This window comes from Anaeromyxobacter paludicola (assembly GCF_023169965.1).
GTDB lineage: Bacteria > Myxococcota > Myxococcia > Myxococcales > Anaeromyxobacteraceae > Anaeromyxobacter_B > Anaeromyxobacter_B paludicola.
The window spans coordinates 1,484,304-1,506,447 of record NZ_AP025592.1 but is presented as its reverse complement, the minus strand read 5'-3'; the positions used below and the strand labels follow the sequence as shown (position 1 = coordinate 1,506,447).

Genomic DNA, 22,144 nt, shown 5'->3' with positions numbered 1-22,144 from the left:
AGCGTACCACCGGGGTTTCGCGCGCCACAAGGCGCGGGGCGCGCTAGGCTCCCGGCCATGGAGATCGTGAAGAGCCGCCTGCTCGCCGCCTTCCCGCACGGCTTCACCACGCGCGACGGCGGCGCCTCCGCGCCTCCCTACGACGCGCTCAACCTCGGCGGCGGGGTCGGGGACGACCCGGCGGCCGTCGCCGGGAACTGGGCCCGGCTCGGGCGCGAGACGGGCCTGCGCTTCGCCCGCGTCGATCAGGTCCACGGCGCGCGGGTGGTGGTCGAGCCGGATCCGGACGCGCCGCGCGAGCCGGCCGACGCGGTGGTCTCGAGGCGCCGGGGGCTCGCCGCCTGCGTCTCGGTCGCCGACTGCGTCCCGGTGCTCCTCGCGGACCCGGAGACGGGCGCGGTGGCGGCGGCGCACGCCGGCTGGCGCGGCACCCTGGCGCGGATCGCGGCCGAGACGGCGGCGACCCTTTCGCGCCTGACCGGGACCCCCGTGGGATCGCTGCGGGCGGCGGTCGGGCCTTCGATCGGGCGCTGCTGCTACGAGGTCTCTCCCGACCTGGCCGATCGCTTCACCGGCGCGTTCGGGGCCGGGGTGGTCGCGCAGGCCGAAACCCCGCACCTCGATCTCTGGCAGGCGAACGTGCAGGCGCTCGTCGCCCTCGGCCTCCGTCCGGAAAACGTCGAGGTTCTCGGCCTCTGCACGGCGTGCGACCGGCGCCGCTTCTTCTCTCACCGGCGCGACGCGGGACGGACCGGGCGGCAGGCCGGCTTCATCGCCCCCCTTCCTTGACTCGCCCCCCGTTTAGCTTGAAGATTCTCGGGATTTTTCTGGCGAGACCCTCGAAGGAGCCCGTCCCATGAGCCCGAGCCGCACGATCGCACTCCTCGCCCTCGTCCCGGCGGTGGCGCTCGCACAGACGCAAGCCCTCGACGCGGCCCGCAAGGCGGGCGCGGTCCAGGCGGCGGGGACGGCGCGCCATACGCGGGCCGCCGACGCGGCGCTCGCAGAGGAGGCCGGCGGCCAGAAGGGCAAGCCGGGCGACGGGAGCCTCGACCTGGGGCGCGCCGCGGAGAAGCTCGAGTCGGGCGAGGTCTCCGCCGTCGAGGTGGCGGGCGCGCCCGCCGCCGACGTCGCCGACAAGCACACCGTCCAGAAGGGCGACACCCTCTGGGACATCACCGGCAAGTACCTCCAGGACCCCTACGCCTGGCCGAAGGTCTGGTCCTACAACCCGGAGATCGCGAACCCGCACCGGATCAACCCCGGGCAGGAGATCCGGCTCGGTCCGGCGGGCAAGCCGGCGGCCGCGCCGGCGGCGCCGGAGGTGGCCGAGGACGCGCCGGCGCGCGAGACCGAGGACCTCTCCAAGGGCGACCTCCGCATGCCGGAGATGGCGAACGACGACGTGAAGGTCGTCGGCCCGTACAAGATCGGGCTCGCCCCGGTGAGCGGGCGGGCCGTCCGTCGCGACACCTTCATCACCAAGAAGGAGCTCGAGCAGTCCGGGTCGATCACCTCCGCCTTCGAGGAGAAGTTCCTCCTCTCGACCGACGACCGGGCCTACGTCCGGTTCTCGCACGAGGGGGCGGTCCAGCCCGGGCAGCGCTACCTCGTCTTCGAGCCGGGCCTGCAGGTGCTCCACCCGGTGACCCGGCAGCCCTTCGGCCTGCGCACGTCGATCATCGGCACCGCGCAGGTGCTCTCCATGGACGGCCCCGTCGCCACGGTCCGCATCGCCAGCGCCTACGGCCCCATCGAGCGCGGCGCGCTCGTCGCCCCCTACGCCGACCGGCTCACCGGGCGCGTGGTCGAGAAGGCGAACCGCGCCGCCGTGAAGGGCGTGATCGTCGCGGCGCAGCTCGACGACACCACCCAGATCGGCAACAACGAGTTCGTCTTCGTGGACAAGGGCACCACCGACGGCGTCGAGGACGGGAACGTCTTCACCGTGGTCCGCAACGGCGACCCGGTGAACGTGCGCACCGTCCAGCAGCTCGACCGCAAGCCGCTGCCCGACGAGGTGGTCGGGAGCCTGGTCGTGGTGGACGCGCGCGAGCACTCCTCGACCGCGCTCGTCACCCGCACCGTGCTCGAGCTGGTGGTCGGCGACCGGGTGGAGATGCGGGTGCCCGCGACCGCCCAGTCGGGCGCCGGCTCCAACTGACCCGCGCCGAATTCGCGAGGTTTTCAGGGGCTTGCTGCCCTCGGCGGGTCCTGGCCGGCGCTCCCTCGGCCGCGCGGCCCCGTCTTGACGCTGTCGGACCCCGCGAGTATATGGCCCGACCTCATGGGGGACGCCCGCACCATCCTGCGCGACGATCCCGGCTTCCCGGCACGGCTCCGGGACGTCCCGGGGGCGCCGGCGTGGCTGCGGGTCCGGGGTGAGCTCGGCCCCGCGGCGGCGCGCCGGGTGGCCGTGGTCGGCTCCCGGCACTCGGACGAGTACGGGCTCGCCATGGCCCGCGCCCTCGGGCGCGACCTCGCCCGGGCGGGCGCCACCGTCGTCTCGGGCGGCGCCGACGGCGTGGACGCGGCCGCCCACGAGGGCGCGCTCGCGGCCGGCGGCCACACCGTCGCGGTCCTCGGGTGCGGCGTGGACGTGGTCTACCCGCCGCACCACGCCGGCCTCTTCGACCGGATCCTGGCGGGCGGCGGCGCCCTCTGCTCCGAGTACGCCGACGGCGCCCACCCGGCGCGGTCCACCTTCCCGCAGCGAAACCGGATCGTGAGCGGCATGAGCGAGGCGGTGGTGGTGGTCCGCTGCCGCGCCCGGAGCGGCGCCCTCATCACCGCCGCCTGCGCTCGCCGGCAGGGGGTGCCGCTGTTCGCGGTCCCCGGGCAGGTGGGCGACCCGCTCGCCGAGGGCCCGCTCGGGCTGCTGCGCGACGGGGCCCGGGTCGCCACCTCGGCCCGCGACGTCCTCGCCGTCCTCGGCATCGCCGCGCAGCTGCCGCTCGTCCCGCCCGCGCCGCGCGCCGCGCCGCCGCTCCCGCCCGACGAGACCGCGCTCCTCGCCGCGCTCGGGGCCGCGCCGCGCCACGCCGAGCAGGTCGCGACCGCGGCCGGGCTCCTGCCGGGGGCCGCCCTCGCCGGGCTGCTCTCGCTCGAGCTCCAGGGGCTTTGCGAGCAGCGGCCCGGAAACTACTTTCTGCGCCGCGAAGACGGCAGCGCCTAGCGGTTGCTCCAAAAGGAAGAGATGACGACCAAGACCGACAGCCTCGTCGAAGCCCCCAAGAAGAAGAGCGCCCCCAAGGCCAGGAAGCCGGCCGCGAAGGGCGCCGCCGCCCTGGGCGGACCGAGCCTGGTCATCGTGGAGTCCCCCGCGAAGGCCAAGACCATCAAGAAGTACCTGGGGCGCTCCTACGACGTGAAGGCGTCGGTGGGCCACGTGAAGGACCTGCCGAAGTCGAAGATCGGCGTGGACGTCGAGCACGGCTTCCAGCCCGAGTACGACGTCATCAAGGGCAAGGCCAAGGTCCTCTCCGACATCAAGAAGGCGGCCAAGAAGGCGGAGCGGGTCTTCATCGCGACCGACCCCGATCGCGAGGGCGAGGCGATCGCCTGGCACATCTCGGAGGAGCTCGGCGCGGAGGGCGGCGACGAGCGCGTGCGCCGGGTGCTCTTCAACGAGATCACCAAGAACGCGATCCAGAAGGCCATCCAGGCCCCCATCGACCTCGACCGCAAGAAGTTCGACTCGCAGCAGGCCCGCCGGATCCTCGACCGGCTCGTCGGCTACCAGATCAGCCCCATCCTCTGGAAGAAGGTGCGCCGGGGCCTCTCGGCGGGGCGCGTCCAGTCGGTGGCGGTGCGCCTGGTGGTGGAGCGCGAGCGCGAGATCCAGGCGTTCGTCCCCGAGGAGTACTGGAGCCTCGAGGCCGACCTCGCGGCGGCCCTGCCGCCCGAGTTCCGGGCCAGGCTCGCCAAGCTCGACGGCAAGAAGGCGGAGCTGAAGGAGGGCGAGACCACCCGGGCGCTGGTGAAGGAGCTCGACGGCGCGGCCTTCCAGGTCGCCACCGTGGAGAAGAAGGAGCGCCGGCGCAACCCGCCGCCCCCCTTCACCACCGCCAAGCTGCAGCAGGAGGCGGCCAACCGGCTCGGCTTCACCGCCAAGAAGACCATGACGCTCGCGCAGCGGCTCTACGAAGGCGTGGAGCTGGGCGACGAGGGCGCGGTCGGCCTCATCACCTACATGCGCACCGACTCGGTGCGGCTCTCCACCGAGGCGGTGGACGCGGTCCGCGTCCACATCGGCGAGCGCTACGGCAAGGACCTGCTCCCGGCCGAGCCGAACGTCTACAAGACGAAGCAGAAGGCGGCCCAGGAGGCCCACGAGGCGGTGCGCCCGACCTCGCTCGACTGGACCCCGGAGCGCGTGGCCGGCTACTTCGACGAGATGGGCGAGCGGGACATGTTCCGGCTCTACGAGCTCATCTGGAACCGCTTCGTCGCCTGCCAGATGATCCCGGCGGTCTACGACCAGACCACCGCCGACATCGCCGCCGGCCGCGCCACCTTCCGCGCCACGGGCTCGGTGCTCAAGAACCCGGGGTACCTCGCCGTCTACGGCGCGCAGCGCCCCGAGGACGAGGCCGGCGCCGCCCCCGAGGAGAGCGCCGGGGAGGGCGACGAGAAGGACAAGAACGCCGAGAAGCTGCTGCCGCCGCTCGAGGCGGGCCAGGCGCTCCAGCTCCGGAAGCTCCTCCCCGAGCAGCACTTCACCCAGCCGCCCCCGCGCTTCAACGAGTCCTCCATCATCAAGGAGCTCGAGGAGCGGGGCATCGGCCGCCCGTCCACCTACGCCGCCATCCTCTCCACCATCCAGGAGAAGCAGTACGTGGAGAAGGTGGAGAAGGTCTTCAAGCCCACCGAGCTCGGCAACGTGGTCACCGACGAGCTGGTGCGCGCCTTCCCGCGCGAGATGGAGGTCACCTTCACCGCCGGGATGGAGGAGAAGCTCGACGAGATCGAGGAGGGCAACCTGCAGTGGCAGGCGGTCCTCGGCGACTTCTACGTGGGCTTCAAGGAGGACCTCGCCAAGGCCGAGGTCCAGATGCGCGACGTGAAGCGGCAGGAGACGCCGACCGAGCACGCCTGCGAGAAGTGCGGCAAGCCGATGGTCATCAAGTGGGGCCGCATGGGCGAGTTCCTCGCCTGCTCCGGCTACCCGGAGTGCCGCAACACCATGAACTTCAAGCGGGACGGCGAGCAGATCGTCCCCGAGAAGGAGGAGGAGATCACCACCGACGAGAAGTGCCCGACCTGCGGCGCTCCGATGGTGGTGAAGAAGGGCCGCTTCGGCCGCTTCCTCGCCTGCTCCAAGTACCCCGAGTGCAAGACCTCGCGCCCCATCAGCATCGGCGTGTCCTGCCCGAAGGGCTGCGGCGGCTACATCAGCGAGCGCCGCTCCAAGCGCGGCCGGACCTTCTACGGCTGCTCCTCGTACCCGTCCTGCGACTTCGTCTCCTGGGACCGGCCGCGGAACGAGCCGTGCCCGACCTGCGGGAGCGCCTTCCTGGTCGAGAAGTACTCGAAGAAGGACGGCCCGTTCATCGCCTGCCCGAACAAGGAGTGCGACTACCGGCGGGCCAAGGACGAGCCGGCGCGCTCCACGGCCGGGGGCTAGCTCGCTTGACAGCCTCCGTCCGGGGCTGGTAGGAAAATCGCTCCTGATTTCAGGCGGGTCTCCCGATTCGGGATGACCCGCCTACCTCCAAGGAGCGAGGTCGATGATCCAGCACCTGGCCGATTTCTTCCGCGAAGGCGGACCGTTCATGTTCGTGAACCTGGTCGCCTCGGCGGTGGCCGTGGCCGTCATCGTGGAGCGCTTCGTGGCGCTCGGGTTCAAGCTGAACGTCGACGCCGGGCCGTTCGTCGGCAAGGTGGTCGAGGACGTCCGGGCCGGGCGGGTCGCCGCGGCCGAGCAGTTCGCGGCCGCCGCCGGAAAGGCCCCGCTCGCCGCGGTGCTCCGGTCCGGCCTCGCCGCCCACCAGCGCGGCGAGGACGTCGCCGGCGCGCTCGAGGAGGCGGTCCTCGACGCCACCCCGCTCGTCTCGAAGCGCATCTCCTCGCTCTGGTCGCTCGCCAACATCGCGACGCTGCTCGGCCTCATCGGCACCATCACCGGCCTCATCGGCACCTTCAAGTCGCTCGGCGCCGCCAGCCCCGAGATGAAGCAGCTCATGCTCTCCCGCGGCATCTCGGAGGCCATGAACAACACCGCCTTCGGCCTCGGCATCGCGGTGACCTGCATCGTGGCCCACCTCATGCTCACCTCGAAGTCGAAGGCGATGGTCGAGGAGATCGAGGCGTCGGCGCTCAAGCTCGAGAACGCCCTGGCGGCCGCGCCCGCGGTCCAGGCCCGCGGCGCCTAGCCGGTCGGGAGAGCGCCGATGCGCCGGCGGATCCGGGAGCAGGAGGAGGCGGGCGAGCTCAACATCGTCCCGTACCTCGACATCGTCACGAACCTCGTGATGTTCATGCTGCTCAGCATGACCGGGCTCGTGAGCCTCGGCGTGCTCAACGTCTCCGCGCCGCGGATCGGCGGCGAGAGCGCCGCGCTCCAGGGCGCGGAGCAGCCGAAGCTGCTGCTCACGGTCGCCATCTCCCGGCAGGGCTTCTACATCGCCAGCGCCGGCGGGGCGCTCGAGGGGCTGGAGAAGTCGATCGACGCGGCCCGCGCGCCGACCGTGGCCCGCAAGCCCGACGGCGCCTACGACTACGCCGCGCTCGCCGAGCACATGAAGCGCATCAAGGCGCGCTTCCCCAAGGAGACGAACCTCATCCTCTCCGCCGACGGCGAGGTCCCCTACGAGGTGCTGGTCCAGACCATGGACGCCTGCCGCGAACTCCGCGGCGCGGCGGCCGAGGGCGCCCAGGACCGCAAGCTCTTCCCCGACGTGTCGCTGTCGATCCTGGGCTGACGATGACCACGCCCCTCGCGACCGCCGCCCCGAAGACCGATCGCGCCCGCGAGCGCGCCCGGCTGCGCCGCGAGCGCCGCAAGGCCCGCGAGCGCGCCGGGGAGATCAAGGAGCTCAACATCACCGCGATGATGGACATGATGACCATCATCCTGGTGTTCCTGCTCAAGAGCTACTCGGCCTCGGCGCTCAACGTGAACCAGACCGAGGCCCTCAAGCTGGCGCAGTCCACCACCCAGCTCGCGCCGCAGGACAACATCAACGTCACCATCTCGCTCGAGGAGGTGGCGGTGAACGACCGGCCGGCGGTGAAGGTGCAGGACGGCGTCATCCCGGCGGCGGCGAAGGACGGCCGCGCCGACGCCCACCTCGTCCCCGCGGTGCTCCAGTCGCTCCGCCGCGAGGTGGAGAAGCAGAAGTACATCGCCCGCTACAACCCGAAGGCGCCGTTCACCGGGCGCGTGAACGTGATCGCCGACCGGCGCATCCCGTACCGCACCGTGATGGACGTGCTCTACACGGCCGGCCAGGCCGAGCTCGGCGAGTACAAGCTGATGGTGATGAAGGGCGAGTAGGCCGCCCCGGCTACAGCGTGGGCCCCACCGTCTCGGCCACCAGGCCCCGCTCGAGGCGCGTCGCGCAGTCGGCGCAGCGCAGGGCGTAGGGCAGGGCGTGCAGCCGCTTCGGGTCGATCTCGCTCTCGCAGTCGAGGCAGACGCCGTAGGCCCCGCTCTCCATGCGCGCGAGGGCCGCGTCGATGGCGGCGATCTCCCGCCGGTGCACGTCGGTGAGGGCGGTGAGCGTGTACTGGGCGTGCTCGTTCTGCGCCCCCTCCTCGAACTCCGGATCCCGCTCCGCGCTCCGCAGGGCGTCGAGCTCGGCGTGGGCGCGCCGGCTCGTCTCCAGGATCTGGCTGCGGCGTCGATGGAGGTGACGCTTCATCCGTTCGAGCTCTTGTGCGCGCACGCTGCTCACCTTTCCTGGCGCCGGGACGTCCGGCGACCTCAACATGGACACCCGGCGGCGGTTGCAGCAAGGTGGGCCGCTCGCCGGAGGGCCGGGGCGCGCTGGCGCGCCGCGGCGAAGCGGGCAGGGAGGCGTTCGGATGGCTGACAGGCGCGTGACGGTGATCGGCGGCGGGCTCGCCGGGAGCGAGGCCGCGGCGGTGCTGGCGGCGGCGGGGGTCGAGGTCGAGCTCCTCGAGATGAAGCCCGGCCGGCGCTCCCCGGCGCACCACCTGCCCGGCCTCGCCGAGCTGGTCTGCTCGAACTCCCTCCGCTCGGACAACCCGCACAACGCGGTCGGGCTCCTGCACGAGGAGCTGCGCCGGCTCGGGAGCCTGGTGCTCCGCTGCGCCGACGAGACGCGCGTCCCCGCCGGCGACGCCCTGGCGGTGGATCGCGAGCGGTTCAGCGCGCGCGTCACCGAGCGGCTCCGCGCCACGCCCGGCGTCGCCGTGGTGGAGCGCGAGGCGGCCGCGCTCCCCGAGGGGCCCGGCCTCGCGCTGGTGGCCACCGGGCCGCTCACCGCCGACGCCCTCGCGGGCGACGTCGAGCGGGCCTGCGGCGGCGGGCTCGCCTTCTACGACGCCATCGCCCCCATCGTCTCCGCCGACTCCATCGACATGGCGATCGCCTACCGGAAGAGCCGGTACGACAAGGGCGAGGGGGCCGACTACCTCAACCTGCCGCTCGACGAGCCGCAGTACCGCGCCTTCGTCGCCGCGCTCCTCGAGGGCGAGAAGGTCGCGGCGCACGGCTTCGAGGAGCCGCGCTACTTCGAGGGCTGCCTGCCGATCGAGGTGATGGCCGAGCGCGGGCCGGAGGTGCTCGCCTACGGGCCCATGAAGCCGGTCGGGCTCGAGGACCCCCGCACCGGGCGGCGCCCGTACGCCGTGGTGCAGCTCCGGCGCGAGGACGTGGCCGGGACCGCCTGGAACCTGGTCGGCTTCCAGACCCGGCTCACCTGGCCGGCGCAGCAGCGGATCTTCCGCGAGCACCTGCCGGGCCTCGCCCGGGCGGAGTTCCTCCGCCTCGGCCAGATCCACCGCAACACCTTCCTCGACGCCCCGCGCCTGCTCGCGCCCGACCTCTCGCTCCGGGCCCGCCCGCACCTCTTCTTCGCCGGGCAGATGACCGGCGTGGAGGGCTACGTGGAGTCGGCGGCCTGCGGCCACCTCGCGGCCCGCGCCATCCTCGACCGGCTCGACGGCCGCGACTTCCGGCCGCCGCCGCCCGAGACCGCCGTCGGGGCCCTGCACCGCCACCTCACCGGCGAGGCCCACCCCCCGGGGACCCCGTACCAGCCGAGCAACGTGATCTTCGCGCTCTTCCCGCCGCTGCAGGGCCGGTTCCGCGGGAAGCAGGCGCGCAAGGAGGGCTACGCGGCCCGCGCTCGCGAGGCGCTCGGGGCCTGGCTCTAGCCGGCGGCGCGTCCCCGGCCGGGCGCCGGCGCCCGCCGGGCGGCGCCGCCCCGCCGCGCGGGCCAGGAACTTCCCCCGCCCGCTCCCCTCTGCTACCGCTCTCCCCATGGCCGACGCCGCCACGCTCCCGCCCGAGCTGCAGGGCTTCCTGGCGCACCTCGAGACCGAGCGGCGCGCCTCGCCCCGGACGGCGAAGGCCTACCTCGTCGATCTCTCGCAGTTCGCCGCCTACCTCGCCGAGCTGGGGCTCCCGGCCGCGCGCGCCACCCCCGCCGTCGTGCGCGGGTTCCTGGCCCGGATCACCGGGAGCTGCGGCCCGGTGAGCGTCGCCCGCAAGCTCTCCGCGCTCCGGACCCTCTACCGCTACCTCGTCCGCGAGGGGCTCGCCGAGGCCAACCCGGCCCGCGCCGTCGCCTCGCCGAAGCGCCCCAAGAACCTCCCGACCGTGCTGCCGGAGGAGGAGGTGGCCGCGCTGGTCGAGACGCCCACCCGCCGCGCCGCGGGCGAGGAGCCGGCCTCGGCCCCGCTGGCGCTGCGCGACCGCGCCTTCCTCGAGCTGCTCTACGGCTCCGGGCTCCGCGTCGCCGAGCTGTGCGGCCTCGACCTCCCCGACCTCGACCTGGGCGAGGGGCTGGTGCGGGTGCTCGGCAAGCGGCGCAAGGAGCGGATCGTCCCCTTCGGCGCCGAGGCCCGCGGGGCGCTGCGGCGGTACCTCGACGAGGTCCGCCCGGCGCTCGCGGCCGGCAAGGACCACGCGGGCGGCGCGCGGCGCGCCGTCTTCCTCAACTACCGGGGCGGGCGGCTCTCGACCCGCTCGGTGGCGCGAAGGCTCGACGGCTGGGTGCTCGCGAGCGGTCTGCCGCGCCACGTCCACCCGCACGTGCTCCGCCACTGCTTCGCCACCCACCTCCTCGGGAACGGCGCCGACCTGCGCGCCATCCAGGAGCTCCTCGGGCACGCCTCCCTCTCCACGACCCAGCGCTACACCCACCTCGACTGGAAGCGGCTCGCCGAGGTCTACGACCAGGCCCACCCGCGCGCCAAGGCGTGAGGACACGGCCCGGGGCCGCCCGCCGCGGCGCGCAGCCGGCTACCGCGCGCGCCAGGGCGAGGGGAGCCGCAGGACCGCGCCGGCCCGCACCTCCCACGGCGGCGCCTCGTGGCGCAGCCCCCGGTTGACGGTCAGGACCCACTCCACCGGCCCCGTCGGCACGCCCGCGGTGAGGCCCGCCAGCATCGGCTCGTCGTCGCGCTCGTAGCCGGTGTAGCCGCGCCACTCCAGCTCCAGCCGCGCGCCGCCGGCGGAGCGGAGCTGCAGGGTCGCGCCGTAGTCGAGCCCGTCGTCCTGCCACCCGTCCCCCTGCTGCCAGGAGAGGAACCCCGCCTTCGCGAGCAGGCGGACCCGGGCGCCGCCCGGCCAGCTCGCGAGGTCCTTCCCGAGGAGCAGGTCGCCGAGGTACGCCGGGGCGGCGGTGAAGCGCCGGTTCTCGAGCCCCTTGCCGCTCGCGGTCTTGGTGAGGAGCCGGATCCCCAGCGCCGGCCGCAGGCCGGCCTCGGAGACCAGGAGGAAGCGGGCGCCGAACCGGACGTCGCCGAGCTCCACGCCCCGGGTCGAGGCCGCCTGCAGCCGCCGCTGGGTCGCGGGGGTCACGCGCCAGAGCTCGACCGGCACGGCGTCCACGGAGAGGGCGGCGATGCCGCGGAAGGGCACCTCCACGCGGAGGTACGGCGTCGCCGCGGCGTCGCGGGCGGAGAGGTCGGCGGCCTGCGCGGCCAGCTGCAGCGAGACCAGGACGTCGTCCCCCACCGCGGGGTCCTCGTTCGGCACGGCCGGGAGCGCGTTGTACCCCATGCGCCCCGGGACGAGCGCGCGATCCTGCGGGCGCGCCGGCGCGGCGGCGAGGAGCAGGGCGAGCGCGGCGGCCGCGGGGCCGCCGAGGGTCCGCCCCGAGGTGGTCGCGGGCCGCATGGCAGCCCGTTCTTCGCGCCGGCCCCGGCCGCGCGCAAGCGCCAAGAGCCGATTGCCCCGAACGGCCCGCCGCGCTACGTGTAGCCGATGTTCCACGGGACGACGGTGCTCTGCGTGCGCCGCGAGGGCCGGGTGGTGCTCGCCGGCGACGGGCAGGTCACGCTCGACAAGACGGTGATGAAGTCCACGGCCCGGAAGGTCCGGCGGCTCGCGGAGGGGCAGGTGCTGGCCGGCTTCGCCGGCGCGACCGCGGACGCCTTCCAGCTCTTCGAGCTCTTCGAGAAGAAGCTGAAGGAGCACGCCCGCTCGCTGCCGCGGGCCTCGGTCGAGCTCGCGAAGCAGTGGCGCACCGACCGCTTCCTGCGCAAGCTCGAGGCCCTGCTCGTCGTCGCCGACCGCGACCACACGCTCGTGCTCTCCGGCGCGGGCGACGTCATCGAGCCCGACGAGGTGCCGGGCGGCGGCGTGGCGGCGGTCGGCTCCGGCGCCCCCTACGCGCTCGCCGCGGCCCGCGCGCTGCTCGCCCACTCGAGCCTCCCGGCGCGGCAGGTGGCGGAGGAGGCGCTCAAGCTGGCGGCCGAGATCTGCATCTACACCAACACCCACCTCACCTTCGAGGAGCTCTAGTGCTTCTACCCAGGCCTGATGACGTGACGAGAGCGACGAGACCGACGCGAGGTGGGCGCCCGAGGAGGGAGCCGCGGAGGCGTAGCAGCGCTACGCCGAGCAGCGCACCGACGAGGCCGCCCGCCGCAGCGAGAGGATCGTCGCTCGCAGTAGGCAGCAGGCCTGGGTGGGAGCACTAACATGCCCGAGCCGCGGGACCTGTCGCCCAAGGAGATCGTGGCCGAGCTCGACCGGTACATCGTCGGGCAGGCCAAGGCCAAGAAGGCGGTGGCCATCGCGCTGCGGAACCGCTGGCGCCGGCAGCGCGTCGCGCCCGAGCTGAAGGACGAGATCCTCCCCAAGAACATCATCATGATCGGGCCCACCGGGGTGGGGAAGACCGAGATCGCGCGCCGGCTGGCCCGGCTCGCCGGCTCGCCCTTCGTCAAGGTGGAGGCCTCCAAGTTCACCGAGGTGGGCTACGTCGGGCGCGACGTGGACTCGATGGTGCGCGACCTCGTCGAGGCCGCGGTGAAGCTGGTGAAGGAGGAGGAGATGGAGAAGCTCCGCGGCCGCGCCCGGGAGGCGGCCGAGGAGAAGGTGCTCGACGCGCTCGGGCACGGCGGCGGCCTCGGGGTCGGCTTCCGGAGCGCGGTGCGGCGGGTGGCGGGGGAGGGGGAGGAGCCGGGCCTCTCGCCGCGCGAGAAGGCGCGCGCGCAGCTCCGCGCCGGCACGCTCGACGACGACGAGGTCGAGGTCGAGGTGGCCGAGAAGGCCGCGCCGCTCATGCCCATGGTGGCCGGCCCGGGCATGGAGGACATGGCGCAGGGGCTCAACGACATGTTCCAGAGCCTCGGCAACAACCCGCTCGTCTCGATGCTGGGCGGCGGCCCGAAGAAGCGGAAGCGCAAGCTCCGGGTGCGGGACGCGCTCGAGCTGCTCACGCAGGACGAGGCGGCCCGCCTGGTGGACATGGAGCGGGTCACGCGCGAGGCGCTCGAGCGGGCCCAGGACCACGGCATCGTCTTCATCGACGAGGTGGACAAGATCGCCGCGCGCGGCGAGGGCGGCGCCGGCCCCGACGTCTCGCGCGGCGGCGTGCAGCGCGATCTCCTCCCCATCGTCGAGGGCTCGAACGTCAACACCAAGTACGGCGTGGTCAAGACCGACCACGTCCTCTTCATCGCCGCGGGCGCCTTCCACGTGGCCAAGGTGTCGGACCTCATCCCCGAGCTGCAGGGGCGCTTCCCCATCCGCGTGGAGCTCGACCCGCTCGGGCGCGACGAGCTGGTGCGCATCCTGAAGGAGCCCCGCAACTCGCTGGTGCGCCAGTACACCGCGCTCCTCGCCACCGAGGGGGTGGACCTGCAGATCGGCGACGACGCCGTGGACGAGCTGGCGCGGCTCGCCGCCGAGGTGAACGAGCGGAACGAGGACATCGGCGCGCGGCGGCTCCACACGGTGATGGAGAAGCTCCTCGAGGAGGTCTCCTTCGACGCGCCGGCGCTGGCCGGCCGCCGGATCGTGGTGGACGCGGCCTACGTGCGGGAGCGGCTCGCCGGCGTGGCCGGCGACGAGGACCTCTCCCGCTACATCCTGTAGCCGCCCTGTGGTATGCAGGCGATTGCATGAACAACGAAACGCTCGTGGCCCGGGGCAAGGCGGTGCTCACCCCCAACTACCGGCAGGCGCCGGTGGCGCTGGTGCGCGGCGAAGGCTCGCGCGTGTGGGACGCCGACGGCAGGGAGTACCTCGACTGCATCTGCGGCATCGCGGTCAACGCGCTCGGCCACTGCCACCCGGCGGTGGTCGCGGCGCTCGAGGCGCAGGCGCGCGAGCTGTGGCACGTCTCCAACCTCTTCTTCAACCCGCGCGCGGTGGAGCTGGCCGAGGCGCTGGTGGAGGGCTCGCTGTTCGCGAGGCGGGTCTTCTTCTGCAACAGCGGCGCCGAGGCCAACGAGGCGATGCTGAAGCTCGCCCGCAAGTACCAGGCCGACCTCGGCCACCCCGAGCGGAACGAGATCGTCGCCTGCCTGAGCTCCTTCCACGGGCGGACGATGTTCGCCCTCTCCTGCACCGGGCAGGAGAAGTACCACCACGGCTTCGAGCCCCTCGTCCCGGGCGTGCGCCACGTCCCCTACGGCGACGTCGAGGCGCTCCGGGGCGCGCTCGGGCCGCGCACCGCCGCCTTCATCGTCGAGCCGATCCAGGGCGAGGCGGGGGTGATGCCCGCGCCGGAGGGCTACCTCGCCCGGGCCCGGGCGCTCACCCGCGAGGCCGGCGCGCTCCTCTGCTTCGACGAGGTGCAGACCGGGGTCGGCCGCACCGGGCGGATGTGGGCGCACGAGTGGGACGGCGTCGCCCCCGACCTCATGAGCTCCGCGAAGGCGATCGCCAACGGCTTCCCCATGGGCGCGCTGCTCGCGTCCGAGGAGGTCGGCGCGCACCTCACCCCCGGCAGCCACGCCAGCACCTTCGGCGGCAACGCGCTCGGGTGCGCCGCGGCGCTCGCGGTGCTGAAGGTCCTGCGCGGCGGGGCGCTCGAGGCCTCGCGCGCCGTCTCGGCCCGGCTGGTGGAGCGGCTCGAGGCGCTGCGCGCCACCGGCCGGGTGAAGGGCGTGCGCGGCCGCGGCATGCTGCAGGGGGTCCTGCTCCAGGGGGTCTCCGCCGGCGCGGTGGTCGAGCTCGCCCGCGCCCAGGGGCTCCTCGTGAACGCCATCGGCGACTCGGTGATCCGGTTCGCCCCCGCCCTGACCCTCACCGCCGCCGAGGCCGACCTGGCCGCCGAGCGGCTCGGCGCCGCCCTCCGGGCCGCGCCGGCCAAGGAATGATCCCGCCCATGTCCCGCATCGCCCGCAAGAAGCGCGACTTCCTCCGCATCACCGACCTCTCCCGCGAGGAGCTGACCGAGCTCGTGGAGCGCGCCGCCGAGTGGAAGCTGCTCGGGAAGGGCGGGCCGCGCCCGCTCGACCGGATGACGCTCGGGCTCATCTTCGAGAAGGCCTCGACGCGCACCCGCGTCTCGTTCGAGGTCGCCGCCTACCAGCTCGGCGGCAACGCCATGTTCCTCTCGCCGCGCGACACCCAGCTCGGCCGCGGCGAGCCGATCCGCGACACCGCCCGCGTGCTGTCGCGCTACCTCGACGCGCTCGTGGTCCGCACCTTCGAGCACGCCAAGCTCGAGGAGCTGGCGAGCCAGGCCGACGTCCCGGTGGTGAACGCGCTCACCGACGCCTCGCACCCCTGCCAGATCGTGGCCGACCTGCTCACGGTGGCCGAGCGCTTCGGGCAGGACGCCATCGGCCGGGAGGACCTCTCGGTGGCCTGGATCGGCGACGGCAACAACATGGCGAACAGCTGGCTCGAGGCCTGCGCCCGGCTCGGCTTCACCCTGCGGCTCGCCTGCCCCGAGGGCTACGATCCCGATCCCGCGCTGCTCGCGCAGGCCGGCCGGCACGCCCGGGTCTTCCGCACGCCCCGGGAGGCGGTGGAGGGGGCCCTCGTCGTCAACACCGACGTCTGGGCGAGCATGGGCCAGGAGGGGGAGGCGGCGAAGCGGATCCGCGACTTCGCCGGCTACATCGTGGACGACGCGCTCCTCGCCGCCGCCGACTCGCGCGCCATCGTCCTGCACTGCCTGCCGGCCCACCGCGGCGAGGAGATCTCGGAGGCGGTGCTGGAGGGGCCGCGCTCGGTGGTCTTCGACGAGGCCGAGAACCGGCTGCACGCCCAGAAGGCGCTCCTGGAGCTCCTGCTGGCGGGGTGAGGCGGGCGGGCCCATCGTTTGACCCCCCGCCGGGCCACCGCTAAGCTCGCGAGAAGCCCCGAGGAACAAGGGGGCCGCGCGCCGCCGTGACCTCTCCCCTCCCGCCCAAGCCCGCCGTCGACGAGGCCGCGCTCTACGAGCCGGTGGACCTCCCGCTCGAGCTGCGGCGGGAGATCCTAGAGCTGGAGGCCCGGGTGCGCGGCACGCACTGGGAGGTCCTGGGGCTCGCCTGGAACGCCGGCCCCGCCGAGGCCCGCGCCGCCTACCTGGAGCGGATCCGGCGCTTCCACCCCGACCGCTACAACGGGCGCTCGCTCGGCACCTTCAAGGTCCGGCTCGACCGGATCGTCCAGCGGCTCACCGAGGCCCGCGACCTCCTCGCGGACCCGGCGCGCCGGGACGCCTATGCCCGGGAGACGGCGCCGCCGGAGGAGGTGGCCCGGGTCGAGGCGCAGCGGCTCGACGACGAGCTCCGGGCCCAGGAGCGCCGGGCCCGGCTGGCCCGGAGCGCGTCGCTCGTGGGGCGGGCCGCCCGGGGCGGCGAGATCATGAAGCGGGCCCGGGCCGCGCTCGAGGAGGGCCGGTTCGCCGACGCCGCGAACGACTTCCTCACCCTCGTCGCCATGGATCCGCGCAACGCCGAGGCCCGCGACCTCGCGCACGAGGCGCGGCACCGCGCCGCGGCGGCGCAGGCCCAGGGCGTGGCGGAGCGGGCCCGCGAGTCCGAGGCGCTCGGGAGGCTCTCGGCCGCGCGGGCGCTCTGGGTCGAGGCGGCCGGGCTCGATCCCGAGGGGGCGCCGTGGCAGCTCGGCTGCGCCCGGCTGGCGCGGCTCCAGGGCGATCACGCCGAGGCGCTCTCTCGGGCCGAGGCGGCCGCGCGGCTCGCCCCGGCCGACCCCCGCGCCGCGGAGGAGCTGGGGCTCGCGCTGGCGCAGCTCGGGCGGGTGAAGGAGGCCCGGCGCGCCCTGCGCCGCGCCCTGGCGGCGGACGGCTCGCTCGAGGCCGCGCGCGCGCAGCTGCGCAAGCTGCGCTGGAGGATCTTCGGATGAGCGGCGGGCAGGAGCCGGTGATCGGGATCGACCTCGGCACCAGCAACTCGGTGGTGGCCGCGGTGGTGGACGGGCAGCCGCGCGTGATCCCGAACCGCGCCGGCCAGCTCCTCACACCGTCGATCGTGGCGGTGTCGCGGAACGGGAAGCGGCTCGTGGGCGGGATCGCGAAGCGGCAGGCGATCACCAACGCCGAGAACACGGTGCACGCCGCGAAGCGGCTCATCGGGCGCCGGTGGGGCTCGCGCGAGGTCGAGGACGCGCGCAAGGTGCTGCCCTACGAGCTCGTGCCCGGGCCCGACGGCTTCGACGTCCGGGTCCGGATGGGCGGACAGGTCTACCCGGTGCAGGAGATCTCGGCGATGGTGCTCGCCGAGCTCAAGGCGGACGCCGAGGCCTTCTTCGGGGAGCCGGTCACCAAGGCGGTGATCACCGTCCCGGCCTACTTCAACGACGGCCAGCGCCAGGCCACCAAGGACGCGGGGGCCATCGCCGGCCTCGAGGTGCTCCGCATCGTCAACGAGCCGACCAGCGCCGCGCTGGCCTACGGCTTCGGCCGGCAGCTCGACAAGAAGGTGGTGGTCTTCGACCTCGGCGGCGGCACGCTCGACGTCTCCATCCTCGACATCGGGAAGAACGTCTACGACGTGGTCGGCGTCGGCGGCGACACCTACCTCGGCGGCGAGGACTTCGACCGGCGGCTCGGCGACGCGGTGGCCGAGTCCTTCGCGGCCGAGCACGGCGGGGTGGACGCGCGGCAGGACAAGATGGCGCTGCAGCGGCTCCGGGACGCCAGCGAGAAGGCCAAGTGCGACCTCTCGGCGCTGCCGTCGGCGAGCGTGTCGCTGCCGTTCCTGGTCGCCGGGCCGGACGGGAAGGCGCTCCACCTCGAGCGGCAGGTCACGCGCGAGGAGCTGGAGCGGCTCACCCGCGACCTGGTGGACCGCTGCATCGACGTGACCGATCGGACGCTGCGCGACGCCGGGGTGCGCCGGTCGGAGGTGGCCGAGGTGCTGCTGGTGGGCGGGATGACCCGCATGCCGCGCATCCAGGCGGCGGTGCGGGCCTACTTCGGCCGCGAGCCCTCGCGCGGCGTCCACCCGGAGGAGGTGGTGGCGCTCGGGGCGGCGATCCAGGGGCAGGCGCTCCTGCACCCCGAGCAGCTCGCCTCCGAGCCGCTGCTCCTCGACGTCACGCCGCAGAACCTCGGCATCCTGGTGGCCGGCGGGTACTTCCGGACCGTCATCCCGCGCAACACCACCGTCCCGACCAGCCAGACCCACGTCTTCACCACCGTGCAGGACAACCAGACCGCGGTGCGCATCGCCGTGCTCCAGGGCGCGAGCGAGAAGGCGGACGAGAACGAGCTCCTCGGGGAGTTCGTGCTCGCCGGCATCCGGCCGGCCCGCCGGGGCGAGGTCCAGATCGACGTGACCTTCGACATCACCGCCGACGGCATCCTGGGCGTCTCGGCCTACGACCGGGTCACCGGGCAGCGGCAGTCGATCCAGGTCACCGCCACCTCCGGCCTCTCGGAGGAGGAGCTCGAGACGTTGCGCGAGCGCCGCGACTGGGAGCTCCCGGCCGTGGCGCCCGGGGGGGAGGATCCGACATGAGCGGAGACCGGCCGCAGAGGCCGCAGGAGGCCCCGAGCTCGGCCTGGGACGCGGAGCCCTCGCGCGAGCCGCCCATCGTGCTCGACGCGCGCGGCGGGCTCGACCTGACCGCCCTCGCCGACGAGCCGCTCGAGCCGCCGCCCCCGCCGCCCGCCCGCGACCCGCCGTCGGGCGTGCCGGCCTGGATGGCCGAGGCCCGGAGGCGGATGGCGCTCGACGACTTCTCCGGGGCCATCGAGCTCGTGGAGCAGGTGCTCGCCGCGGATCCGGGCCACGCCGAGGCCCGGGCCCTGCTGGCCCGGAACGAGGAGAAGCTGGTCGGCCTCTACGAGTCCAAGCTCGGCGGGATGATGGCGGTCCCGCAGCCGCGCATGCGGCCGGACCAGGTGCTCTGGCTCAACCTCGACCACCGGGCCGGCTTCCTGCTCGCCCAGGTGGACGGCACGGTGAGCTACGAGGACCTCTTCGCGCTCTCCGGGCTGCCCCGGCTCGAGACCGCGCGCATCCTGGCGCGGCTCGTCGAGCAGAAGGTGATCGGGTAGGCGGCGGCCAGCCCCGGCCGGCCGTCAGCCGCGGACGATCGCCGTCCAGGTCCCCTGCACCACCCGCTCCCCGCGCTGGTTCACCGAGGTGGTGGTGACGGTGAGGAAGTCGAGCCGCGAGCGCGCCTCGATCCCGGTCACCTCGCCCGTCGTCTCGAGCACGTCGCCCGGCCGGATCGGCGCGCCGTACTCGAACTCCTGCTCGGCGTGGACCAGCCGGACGAGGTCGATGCCGAGCGCCGGGTCGACGCAGGCCGCCGCGAAGGGGCGCATGGCGAAGACCGCGCAGAAGGTCGGCGCGGCGACCACGCTGCCGTAGGGGGAGGCGGCGCCGGCGGCCTCGTCCACGAGGAGCGGGTGGGGGGGCTGCGGCGGCTCGCCGGGGAAGGCGCTCCCGGGGATGCCGCCCGCCACCGCCACCGCGAACTCGCGCAGCTTCTCGAGCCCCACGGCGTAGCGGTACGGGCCGTAGCGGCGGCCGAGGTGCTTGCGGTCGATGGCCATCAGCGCTCCTCGCCGAAGGAGGCCTCGGCGACGGCCCCCTTCAGCACCTCCTGCCCGTGCTGGTTCACGGCCGAGAGCTCCACCCGGACCGTGCCCCCCTCGACCGCCACGCAGCGCCCGGTGACGGTCACGGTGTCACCGACGTTCACCGGGCGGGAGAAGCGGGCGCGGAGCCGCCGGATGCGCGCCGGGTCGTCGAAGTAGCCGACGCAGGCATCGGCCGCCCAGGCGAGCGTGCACATGCCCTGGAGGATCGCGCCCGGGAACCCGGCCTGCCGGCCGACCTCGGGATCGACGTGGATCGGGTTGAAGTCACCGGACGCCGCGGCGTAGTAGACCGGCCGGTAGCGGTCGCAGGTGCGGGTGAGGACGAAGGTGTCGCCGGGGCGGAAGTCCGCGAGCCGCTTCATCTCGGCAGCATGCCGGGCGGGCGGCGCGTCGGCCAGCACCCGTCGGGGCGTCGGTGCGCCGCTCACGGCCGCTCGGGCGCGGCGCCGCGGCGCGGGGGCGCCGGCGGGTCGTCGAGCGGGTCGTCCACCTCGAGGGCGCGGGCGGCCCGGCGCCGGGCGTACTGCTCCTTCACGAACTCGGTGAGCCGGTCGAGGTACGCGGTGAGCGGCGGGCAGCGCACCCCCGTGCCCTCGAGCAGCTCGAGCGTGTTGCGGCAGTTGTAGAGCGCGCCGTGGCTCACCGCCTCGATGGCGGAGCGCTGCGAGCGCGTCAGCCGCTCGAGCACCGGGAGCCGCAGGATGGCGTCCACCGCGCGCGCGGGCAGCGACATGGGCGGGAGCCGCCGGTGCTCGCGCGCCGCCACGAGCTCGTAGACGCGCCGGGCCGAGAGCGGCGCCGGGTCCACGAGGTGGACGGTGCGCCCCACCGCCGCCGGGTTCCGCCCGATGGTGACGGCCGACTCGACCACGAAGTCCACCGGGACCACGTTGAGCGGCGCCGCCCCGTCGCCCGGCAGCGGCAAGGGCAGCGTCAGCGGGGAGGCGAGCAGCAGGATGGCGAGCGCGTAGGGCCCCTCGAACCGGTCGATCTCGCCGGTCCGGGAGTCGCCGACCACGATGGAGGGCCGGTAGACGGTGACCGGCAGCCGGTCGGCGGCGGCGCGCTTCACCAGCACCTCGGCCCGGTACTTCGACTCCTCGTAGGCGTCGTGGAAGCCCTGCCCGAACTCGAGCTCGTCCTCGAGGATCACCCCGGTCCGATCGCCGGAGACCCAGGCGCTCGAGAAGTGGTGGAAGCGGCGCAGCCCCGGGGCGCTCCGCGCCAGGTCGAGCGCGTTCCGCGTGCCCTCGACGTTGACGCGCCGGAGCCGGTCGCGCCCGGCCGAGACCTCCTTCACCGCGGCGAGGTGCCAGATGCAGGTGACCTCGGCGGCCAGCCGCTTGAACTCCGGCCCGGAGAGGCCGAGGTGCATCGCCGAGACGTCTCCCTCGAGCAGCTCCGGGCGGAGCGGGAGGTCGGCCGCCGCGGCGCGCGCCGCCTCGAGCTGCGAGGGCTCGACGAGGAGCGTGAGCCGGGCGCCGGGCGAGAGCTCCCGCGCGAGCCGCTGGACCAGCCGCCGGGCGATGAAGCCCGGGTAGCCCGTGACGAACACCACCTCGCGCGCAGCCGGCCCGCCCATGGAGCGTCAATAGCGCTTCGGCGGCGCGTTGGGAAGCTTCCGGGAGAGGCCCAGGGAGAGGTCGCGCAGGAGCGGCTCGGCCTTGGCGCGGAGCGCGGCCGGGTCGGCCTCGTTGGTGACCAGCACGTCCGCCCGGCGGGCCTTCTCGTCGATCGGGAGCTGGGCCGCGAGGCGGGCCTTCGCCTCGGCGTAGGTGAGCCCGTCCCGCCGCTCGAGCCGGAGCAGCTGGCTCGCGGCGGGCGCGTACACCACCACCACGCAGTCGAGCACCTCCTCGAGCCCGACCTCGTACAGGAGCGGGACGTCGTAGAAGGCGAGGGGCGCCCCGGCGGCGTCGAGCCGGCGGGTCTCGGCCTGGAGGGCCTCGCGGATGGCGGGGTGGGTGATCGCCTCGAGCGCCGCCCGGGCGGCGGGGTCGCCGAAGACGCGGGCGGCGAGCTTCTTGCGGTCGAGCTCGCCGGCGGGGCCGAGCACCTCGGGGCCGAAGGCGGCCACCACCTGGGCGAGCCCGGGCGTCCCGCGGGCCACCACCTGCCTGGCCAGGACGTCGGCGTCGATCACCGGGACGCCGCGCTCGCGCAGCGCCGCGGCGAAGGTGCTCTTGCCGGTGGCGATGCCGCCGGTGAGCCCGATGAGCCTCACGGGGCCGCGGGCTCGCCGGCGCGGGCGTGGGGGGCGGCGGGCGCGTCGCCCTGCTTGAAGGTGATCGCCTCGACGTAGCCGTCCCGGCCGAAGAAGACCATCACCCCCGCCGACCGGTAGAGCCAGACCGGCCGGAAGTCGTCGGTGAACGTCTTCTGGGCGCCCTTGCCGTAGGTCCCCTCCACCGCCTCCTTGTCGAGCTGCGCGGAGGGGAAGACCGTCACCTCGAGCACCCGCCCGTCGTCGCGGGTGAAGAACTGCGCCTGGCGGGTGCCGTCGATGGCCTGGTCGCCCTTGTAGATCATCGCGCTGCGCCCCCCGAGCCGCCCCTTGGTGGAGGGCTCGCCGAAGCGCTGCGCCACGTCGGCGGCGGTGCTCGCGCCGGGCGTGATGCCGTTCCAGGGCCGGGCGAGGGCGGGCAGGGGGAGGAGGACGAGGAGCGCGAGGCAGGGCAGGGCGGCGCGCGTGGGCATGG

The 22,144-nt window shown here is 74.2% G+C and carries 23 protein-coding genes; 16 read left to right on the top strand and 7 right to left on the bottom strand.

Annotated elements, in window-relative coordinates; translation table 11 throughout:
* The first annotated feature begins 57 nt into the window (after window positions 1-57).
* The 7 genes from pgeF to AMPC_RS07060 all read left to right on the top strand — a co-directional run bounded on the left by pgeF (window position 58) and on the right by AMPC_RS07060 (window position 7,498).
* Window positions 58-789, top strand: a complete 732-nt coding sequence (gene pgeF / locus AMPC_RS07090) for a peptidoglycan editing factor PgeF (RefSeq protein WP_248345448.1) — start codon at window positions 58-60, stop codon at window positions 787-789.
* A gap of 67 nt (window positions 790-856) precedes the next feature.
* Window positions 857-2,164 carry a LysM peptidoglycan-binding domain-containing protein gene (locus AMPC_RS07085; RefSeq protein WP_248345447.1) on the top strand — a complete coding sequence of 436 codons (1,308 nt, stop codon included), beginning with the start codon at window positions 857-859 and terminating at the stop codon, window positions 2,162-2,164.
* A gap of 123 nt (window positions 2,165-2,287) precedes the next feature.
* On the top strand, window positions 2,288-3,175 hold the full coding sequence (gene dprA / locus AMPC_RS07080) for a DNA-processing protein DprA (RefSeq protein WP_248345446.1): 888 nt from the start codon (window positions 2,288-2,290) through the stop codon (window positions 3,173-3,175).
* Window positions 3,176-3,196: 21 nt separating this feature from the next.
* Window positions 3,197-5,626, top strand: a complete 2,430-nt coding sequence (gene topA, locus AMPC_RS07075) for a type I DNA topoisomerase (protein WP_248345445.1) — start codon at window positions 3,197-3,199, stop codon at window positions 5,624-5,626.
* A gap of 103 nt (window positions 5,627-5,729) precedes the next feature.
* A complete protein-coding gene (locus AMPC_RS07070; RefSeq protein ID WP_248345444.1) occupies window positions 5,730-6,374 on the top strand; it encodes a MotA/TolQ/ExbB proton channel family protein in 645 nt (214 codons plus the stop codon).
* Window positions 6,375-6,392: 18 nt separating this feature from the next.
* A complete protein-coding gene (locus AMPC_RS07065; RefSeq protein WP_248345443.1) occupies window positions 6,393-6,923 on the top strand; it encodes an ExbD/TolR family protein in 531 nt (176 codons plus the stop codon).
* 2 nt (window positions 6,924-6,925) lie between these two features.
* A complete protein-coding gene (locus AMPC_RS07060; protein ID WP_248345442.1) occupies window positions 6,926-7,498 on the top strand; it encodes an ExbD/TolR family protein in 573 nt (190 codons plus the stop codon).
* Between the two features lie 10 nt (window positions 7,499-7,508).
* Here AMPC_RS07060 and AMPC_RS07055 read toward each other — a convergent pair whose 3' ends face one another.
* Complete coding sequence (locus AMPC_RS07055) at window positions 7,509-7,865, bottom strand: TraR/DksA family transcriptional regulator (protein ID WP_248345441.1); 357 nt, start codon at window positions 7,863-7,865, stop codon at window positions 7,509-7,511.
* Window positions 7,866-8,028: 163 nt separating this feature from the next.
* On the opposite strand from AMPC_RS07055, the gene trmFO reads away from it, so the two are divergent.
* Both trmFO and xerC read left to right on the top strand, forming a co-directional pair.
* A complete protein-coding gene (gene trmFO, locus AMPC_RS07050) occupies window positions 8,029-9,345 on the top strand; it encodes a methylenetetrahydrofolate--tRNA-(uracil(54)-C(5))-methyltransferase (FADH(2)-oxidizing) TrmFO (protein ID WP_248345440.1) in 1,317 nt (438 codons plus the stop codon).
* A gap of 106 nt (window positions 9,346-9,451) precedes the next feature.
* On the top strand, window positions 9,452-10,396 hold the full coding sequence (gene xerC / locus AMPC_RS07045; protein WP_248345439.1) for a tyrosine recombinase XerC: 945 nt from the start codon (window positions 9,452-9,454) through the stop codon (window positions 10,394-10,396).
* Between the two features lie 39 nt (window positions 10,397-10,435).
* Here xerC and AMPC_RS07040 read toward each other — a convergent pair whose 3' ends face one another.
* Window positions 10,436-11,314, bottom strand: a complete 879-nt coding sequence (locus AMPC_RS07040; protein ID WP_248345438.1) for a hypothetical protein — start codon at window positions 11,312-11,314, stop codon at window positions 10,436-10,438.
* 87 nt (window positions 11,315-11,401) lie between these two features.
* On the opposite strand from AMPC_RS07040, the gene hslV reads away from it, so the two are divergent.
* The 7 genes from hslV to AMPC_RS07005 all read left to right on the top strand — a co-directional run bounded on the left by hslV (window position 11,402) and on the right by AMPC_RS07005 (window position 18,893).
* Window positions 11,402-11,941 (top strand): ATP-dependent protease subunit HslV, encoded by a 540-nt coding sequence (hslV, locus tag AMPC_RS07035; RefSeq protein ID WP_248345437.1) that lies wholly within the window; start codon window positions 11,402-11,404, stop codon window positions 11,939-11,941.
* A gap of 180 nt (window positions 11,942-12,121) precedes the next feature.
* Window positions 12,122-13,522, top strand: coding sequence for an ATP-dependent protease ATPase subunit HslU (gene hslU, locus AMPC_RS07030; protein WP_248345436.1), 1,401 nt, complete (start codon window positions 12,122-12,124; stop codon window positions 13,520-13,522).
* 26 nt (window positions 13,523-13,548) lie between these two features.
* On the top strand, window positions 13,549-14,751 hold the full coding sequence (locus tag AMPC_RS07025; RefSeq protein WP_248345435.1) for an acetylornithine transaminase: 1,203 nt from the start codon (window positions 13,549-13,551) through the stop codon (window positions 14,749-14,751).
* A gap of 8 nt (window positions 14,752-14,759) precedes the next feature.
* Window positions 14,760-15,686 carry an ornithine carbamoyltransferase gene (gene argF / locus AMPC_RS07020; protein WP_248345434.1) on the top strand — a complete coding sequence of 309 codons (927 nt, stop codon included), beginning with the start codon at window positions 14,760-14,762 and terminating at the stop codon, window positions 15,684-15,686.
* Between the two features lie 86 nt (window positions 15,687-15,772).
* Window positions 15,773-16,735 (top strand): J domain-containing protein, encoded by a 963-nt coding sequence (locus AMPC_RS07015; RefSeq protein ID WP_248345433.1) that lies wholly within the window; start codon window positions 15,773-15,775, stop codon window positions 16,733-16,735.
* On the top strand, window positions 16,732-18,351 hold the full coding sequence (gene dnaK / locus AMPC_RS07010) for a molecular chaperone DnaK (protein ID WP_248345432.1): 1,620 nt from the start codon (window positions 16,732-16,734) through the stop codon (window positions 18,349-18,351). Before AMPC_RS07015 ends, dnaK begins: the two co-directional genes overlap by 4 nt.
* Window positions 18,348-18,893 carry a tetratricopeptide repeat protein gene (locus AMPC_RS07005; RefSeq protein ID WP_248345431.1) on the top strand — a complete coding sequence of 182 codons (546 nt, stop codon included), beginning with the start codon at window positions 18,348-18,350 and terminating at the stop codon, window positions 18,891-18,893. Before dnaK ends, AMPC_RS07005 begins: the two co-directional genes overlap by 4 nt.
* 24 nt (window positions 18,894-18,917) lie before the next feature.
* Here the strand turns inward: AMPC_RS07005 and AMPC_RS07000 are convergent, their stop codons facing one another.
* The 5 genes from AMPC_RS07000 to AMPC_RS06980 form a co-directional block, all read right to left on the bottom strand.
* Entirely contained in the window at window positions 18,918-19,397 is a 480-nt protein-coding gene (locus tag AMPC_RS07000; RefSeq protein ID WP_248345430.1) for an FAS1-like dehydratase domain-containing protein, read from the bottom strand.
* Window positions 19,397-19,807 carry a MaoC family dehydratase gene (locus tag AMPC_RS06995; protein ID WP_248345429.1) on the bottom strand — a complete coding sequence of 137 codons (411 nt, stop codon included), beginning with the start codon at window positions 19,805-19,807 and terminating at the stop codon, window positions 19,397-19,399. The genes AMPC_RS07000 and AMPC_RS06995 overlap by 1 nt, the downstream gene beginning before the upstream one ends.
* 62 nt (window positions 19,808-19,869) lie before the next feature.
* Window positions 19,870-21,027, bottom strand: a complete 1,158-nt coding sequence (locus tag AMPC_RS06990) for an SDR family oxidoreductase (RefSeq protein ID WP_248345428.1) — start codon at window positions 21,025-21,027, stop codon at window positions 19,870-19,872.
* Window positions 21,028-21,033: 6 nt separating this feature from the next.
* Window positions 21,034-21,669: a dephospho-CoA kinase gene (gene coaE, locus AMPC_RS06985; protein ID WP_248345427.1), complete on the bottom strand. Its 636-nt coding sequence runs from the start codon at window positions 21,667-21,669 to the stop codon at window positions 21,034-21,036.
* A complete protein-coding gene (locus tag AMPC_RS06980) occupies window positions 21,666-22,142 on the bottom strand; it encodes a hypothetical protein (protein ID WP_248345426.1) in 477 nt (158 codons plus the stop codon). Before AMPC_RS06980 ends, coaE begins: the two co-directional genes overlap by 4 nt.
* Between the last annotated feature and the right edge of the window lie 2 nt (window positions 22,143-22,144).

Bases quoted from the DNA above. Each gene is read 5' to 3' on its own strand.
- hslV (WP_248345437.1), top strand. From the start codon at position 11,402: ATGTTCCACGGGACGACGGTGCTCTGCGTGCGCCGCGAGGGCCGGGTG.
- argF (WP_248345434.1), top strand. From the start codon at position 14,760: ATGTCCCGCATCGCCCGCAAGAAGCGCGACTTCCTCCGCATCACCGAC.
- AMPC_RS07060 (WP_248345442.1), top strand. From the start codon at position 6,926: ATGACCACGCCCCTCGCGACCGCCGCCCCGAAGACCGATCGCGCCCGC.
- AMPC_RS07040 (WP_248345438.1), bottom strand. From the start codon at position 11,314: ATGCGGCCCGCGACCACCTCGGGGCGGACCCTCGGCGGCCCCGCGGCC.
- AMPC_RS07070 (WP_248345444.1), top strand. From the start codon at position 5,730: ATGATCCAGCACCTGGCCGATTTCTTCCGCGAAGGCGGACCGTTCATG.
- AMPC_RS07055 (WP_248345441.1), bottom strand. From the start codon at position 7,865: ATGAAGCGTCACCTCCATCGACGCCGCAGCCAGATCCTGGAGACGAGC.
- dprA (WP_248345446.1), top strand. From the start codon at position 2,288: ATGGGGGACGCCCGCACCATCCTGCGCGACGATCCCGGCTTCCCGGCA.
- topA (WP_248345445.1), top strand. From the start codon at position 3,197: ATGACGACCAAGACCGACAGCCTCGTCGAAGCCCCCAAGAAGAAGAGC.
- AMPC_RS07025 (WP_248345435.1), top strand. From the start codon at position 13,549: ATGAACAACGAAACGCTCGTGGCCCGGGGCAAGGCGGTGCTCACCCCC.
- AMPC_RS07000 (WP_248345430.1), bottom strand. From the start codon at position 19,397: ATGGCCATCGACCGCAAGCACCTCGGCCGCCGCTACGGCCCGTACCGC.
- AMPC_RS07085 (WP_248345447.1), top strand. From the start codon at position 857: ATGAGCCCGAGCCGCACGATCGCACTCCTCGCCCTCGTCCCGGCGGTG.
- AMPC_RS06995 (WP_248345429.1), bottom strand. From the start codon at position 19,807: ATGAAGCGGCTCGCGGACTTCCGCCCCGGCGACACCTTCGTCCTCACC.
- AMPC_RS06990 (WP_248345428.1), bottom strand. From the start codon at position 21,027: ATGGGCGGGCCGGCTGCGCGCGAGGTGGTGTTCGTCACGGGCTACCCG.
- AMPC_RS06980 (WP_248345426.1), bottom strand. From the start codon at position 22,142: ATGCCCACGCGCGCCGCCCTGCCCTGCCTCGCGCTCCTCGTCCTCCTC.
- dnaK (WP_248345432.1), top strand. From the start codon at position 16,732: ATGAGCGGCGGGCAGGAGCCGGTGATCGGGATCGACCTCGGCACCAGC.
- xerC (WP_248345439.1), top strand. From the start codon at position 9,452: ATGGCCGACGCCGCCACGCTCCCGCCCGAGCTGCAGGGCTTCCTGGCG.
- AMPC_RS07065 (WP_248345443.1), top strand. From the start codon at position 6,393: ATGCGCCGGCGGATCCGGGAGCAGGAGGAGGCGGGCGAGCTCAACATC.
- pgeF (WP_248345448.1), top strand. From the start codon at position 58: ATGGAGATCGTGAAGAGCCGCCTGCTCGCCGCCTTCCCGCACGGCTTC.
- hslU (WP_248345436.1), top strand. From the start codon at position 12,122: ATGCCCGAGCCGCGGGACCTGTCGCCCAAGGAGATCGTGGCCGAGCTC.
- AMPC_RS07005 (WP_248345431.1), top strand. From the start codon at position 18,348: ATGAGCGGAGACCGGCCGCAGAGGCCGCAGGAGGCCCCGAGCTCGGCC.
- trmFO (WP_248345440.1), top strand. From the start codon at position 8,029: ATGGCTGACAGGCGCGTGACGGTGATCGGCGGCGGGCTCGCCGGGAGC.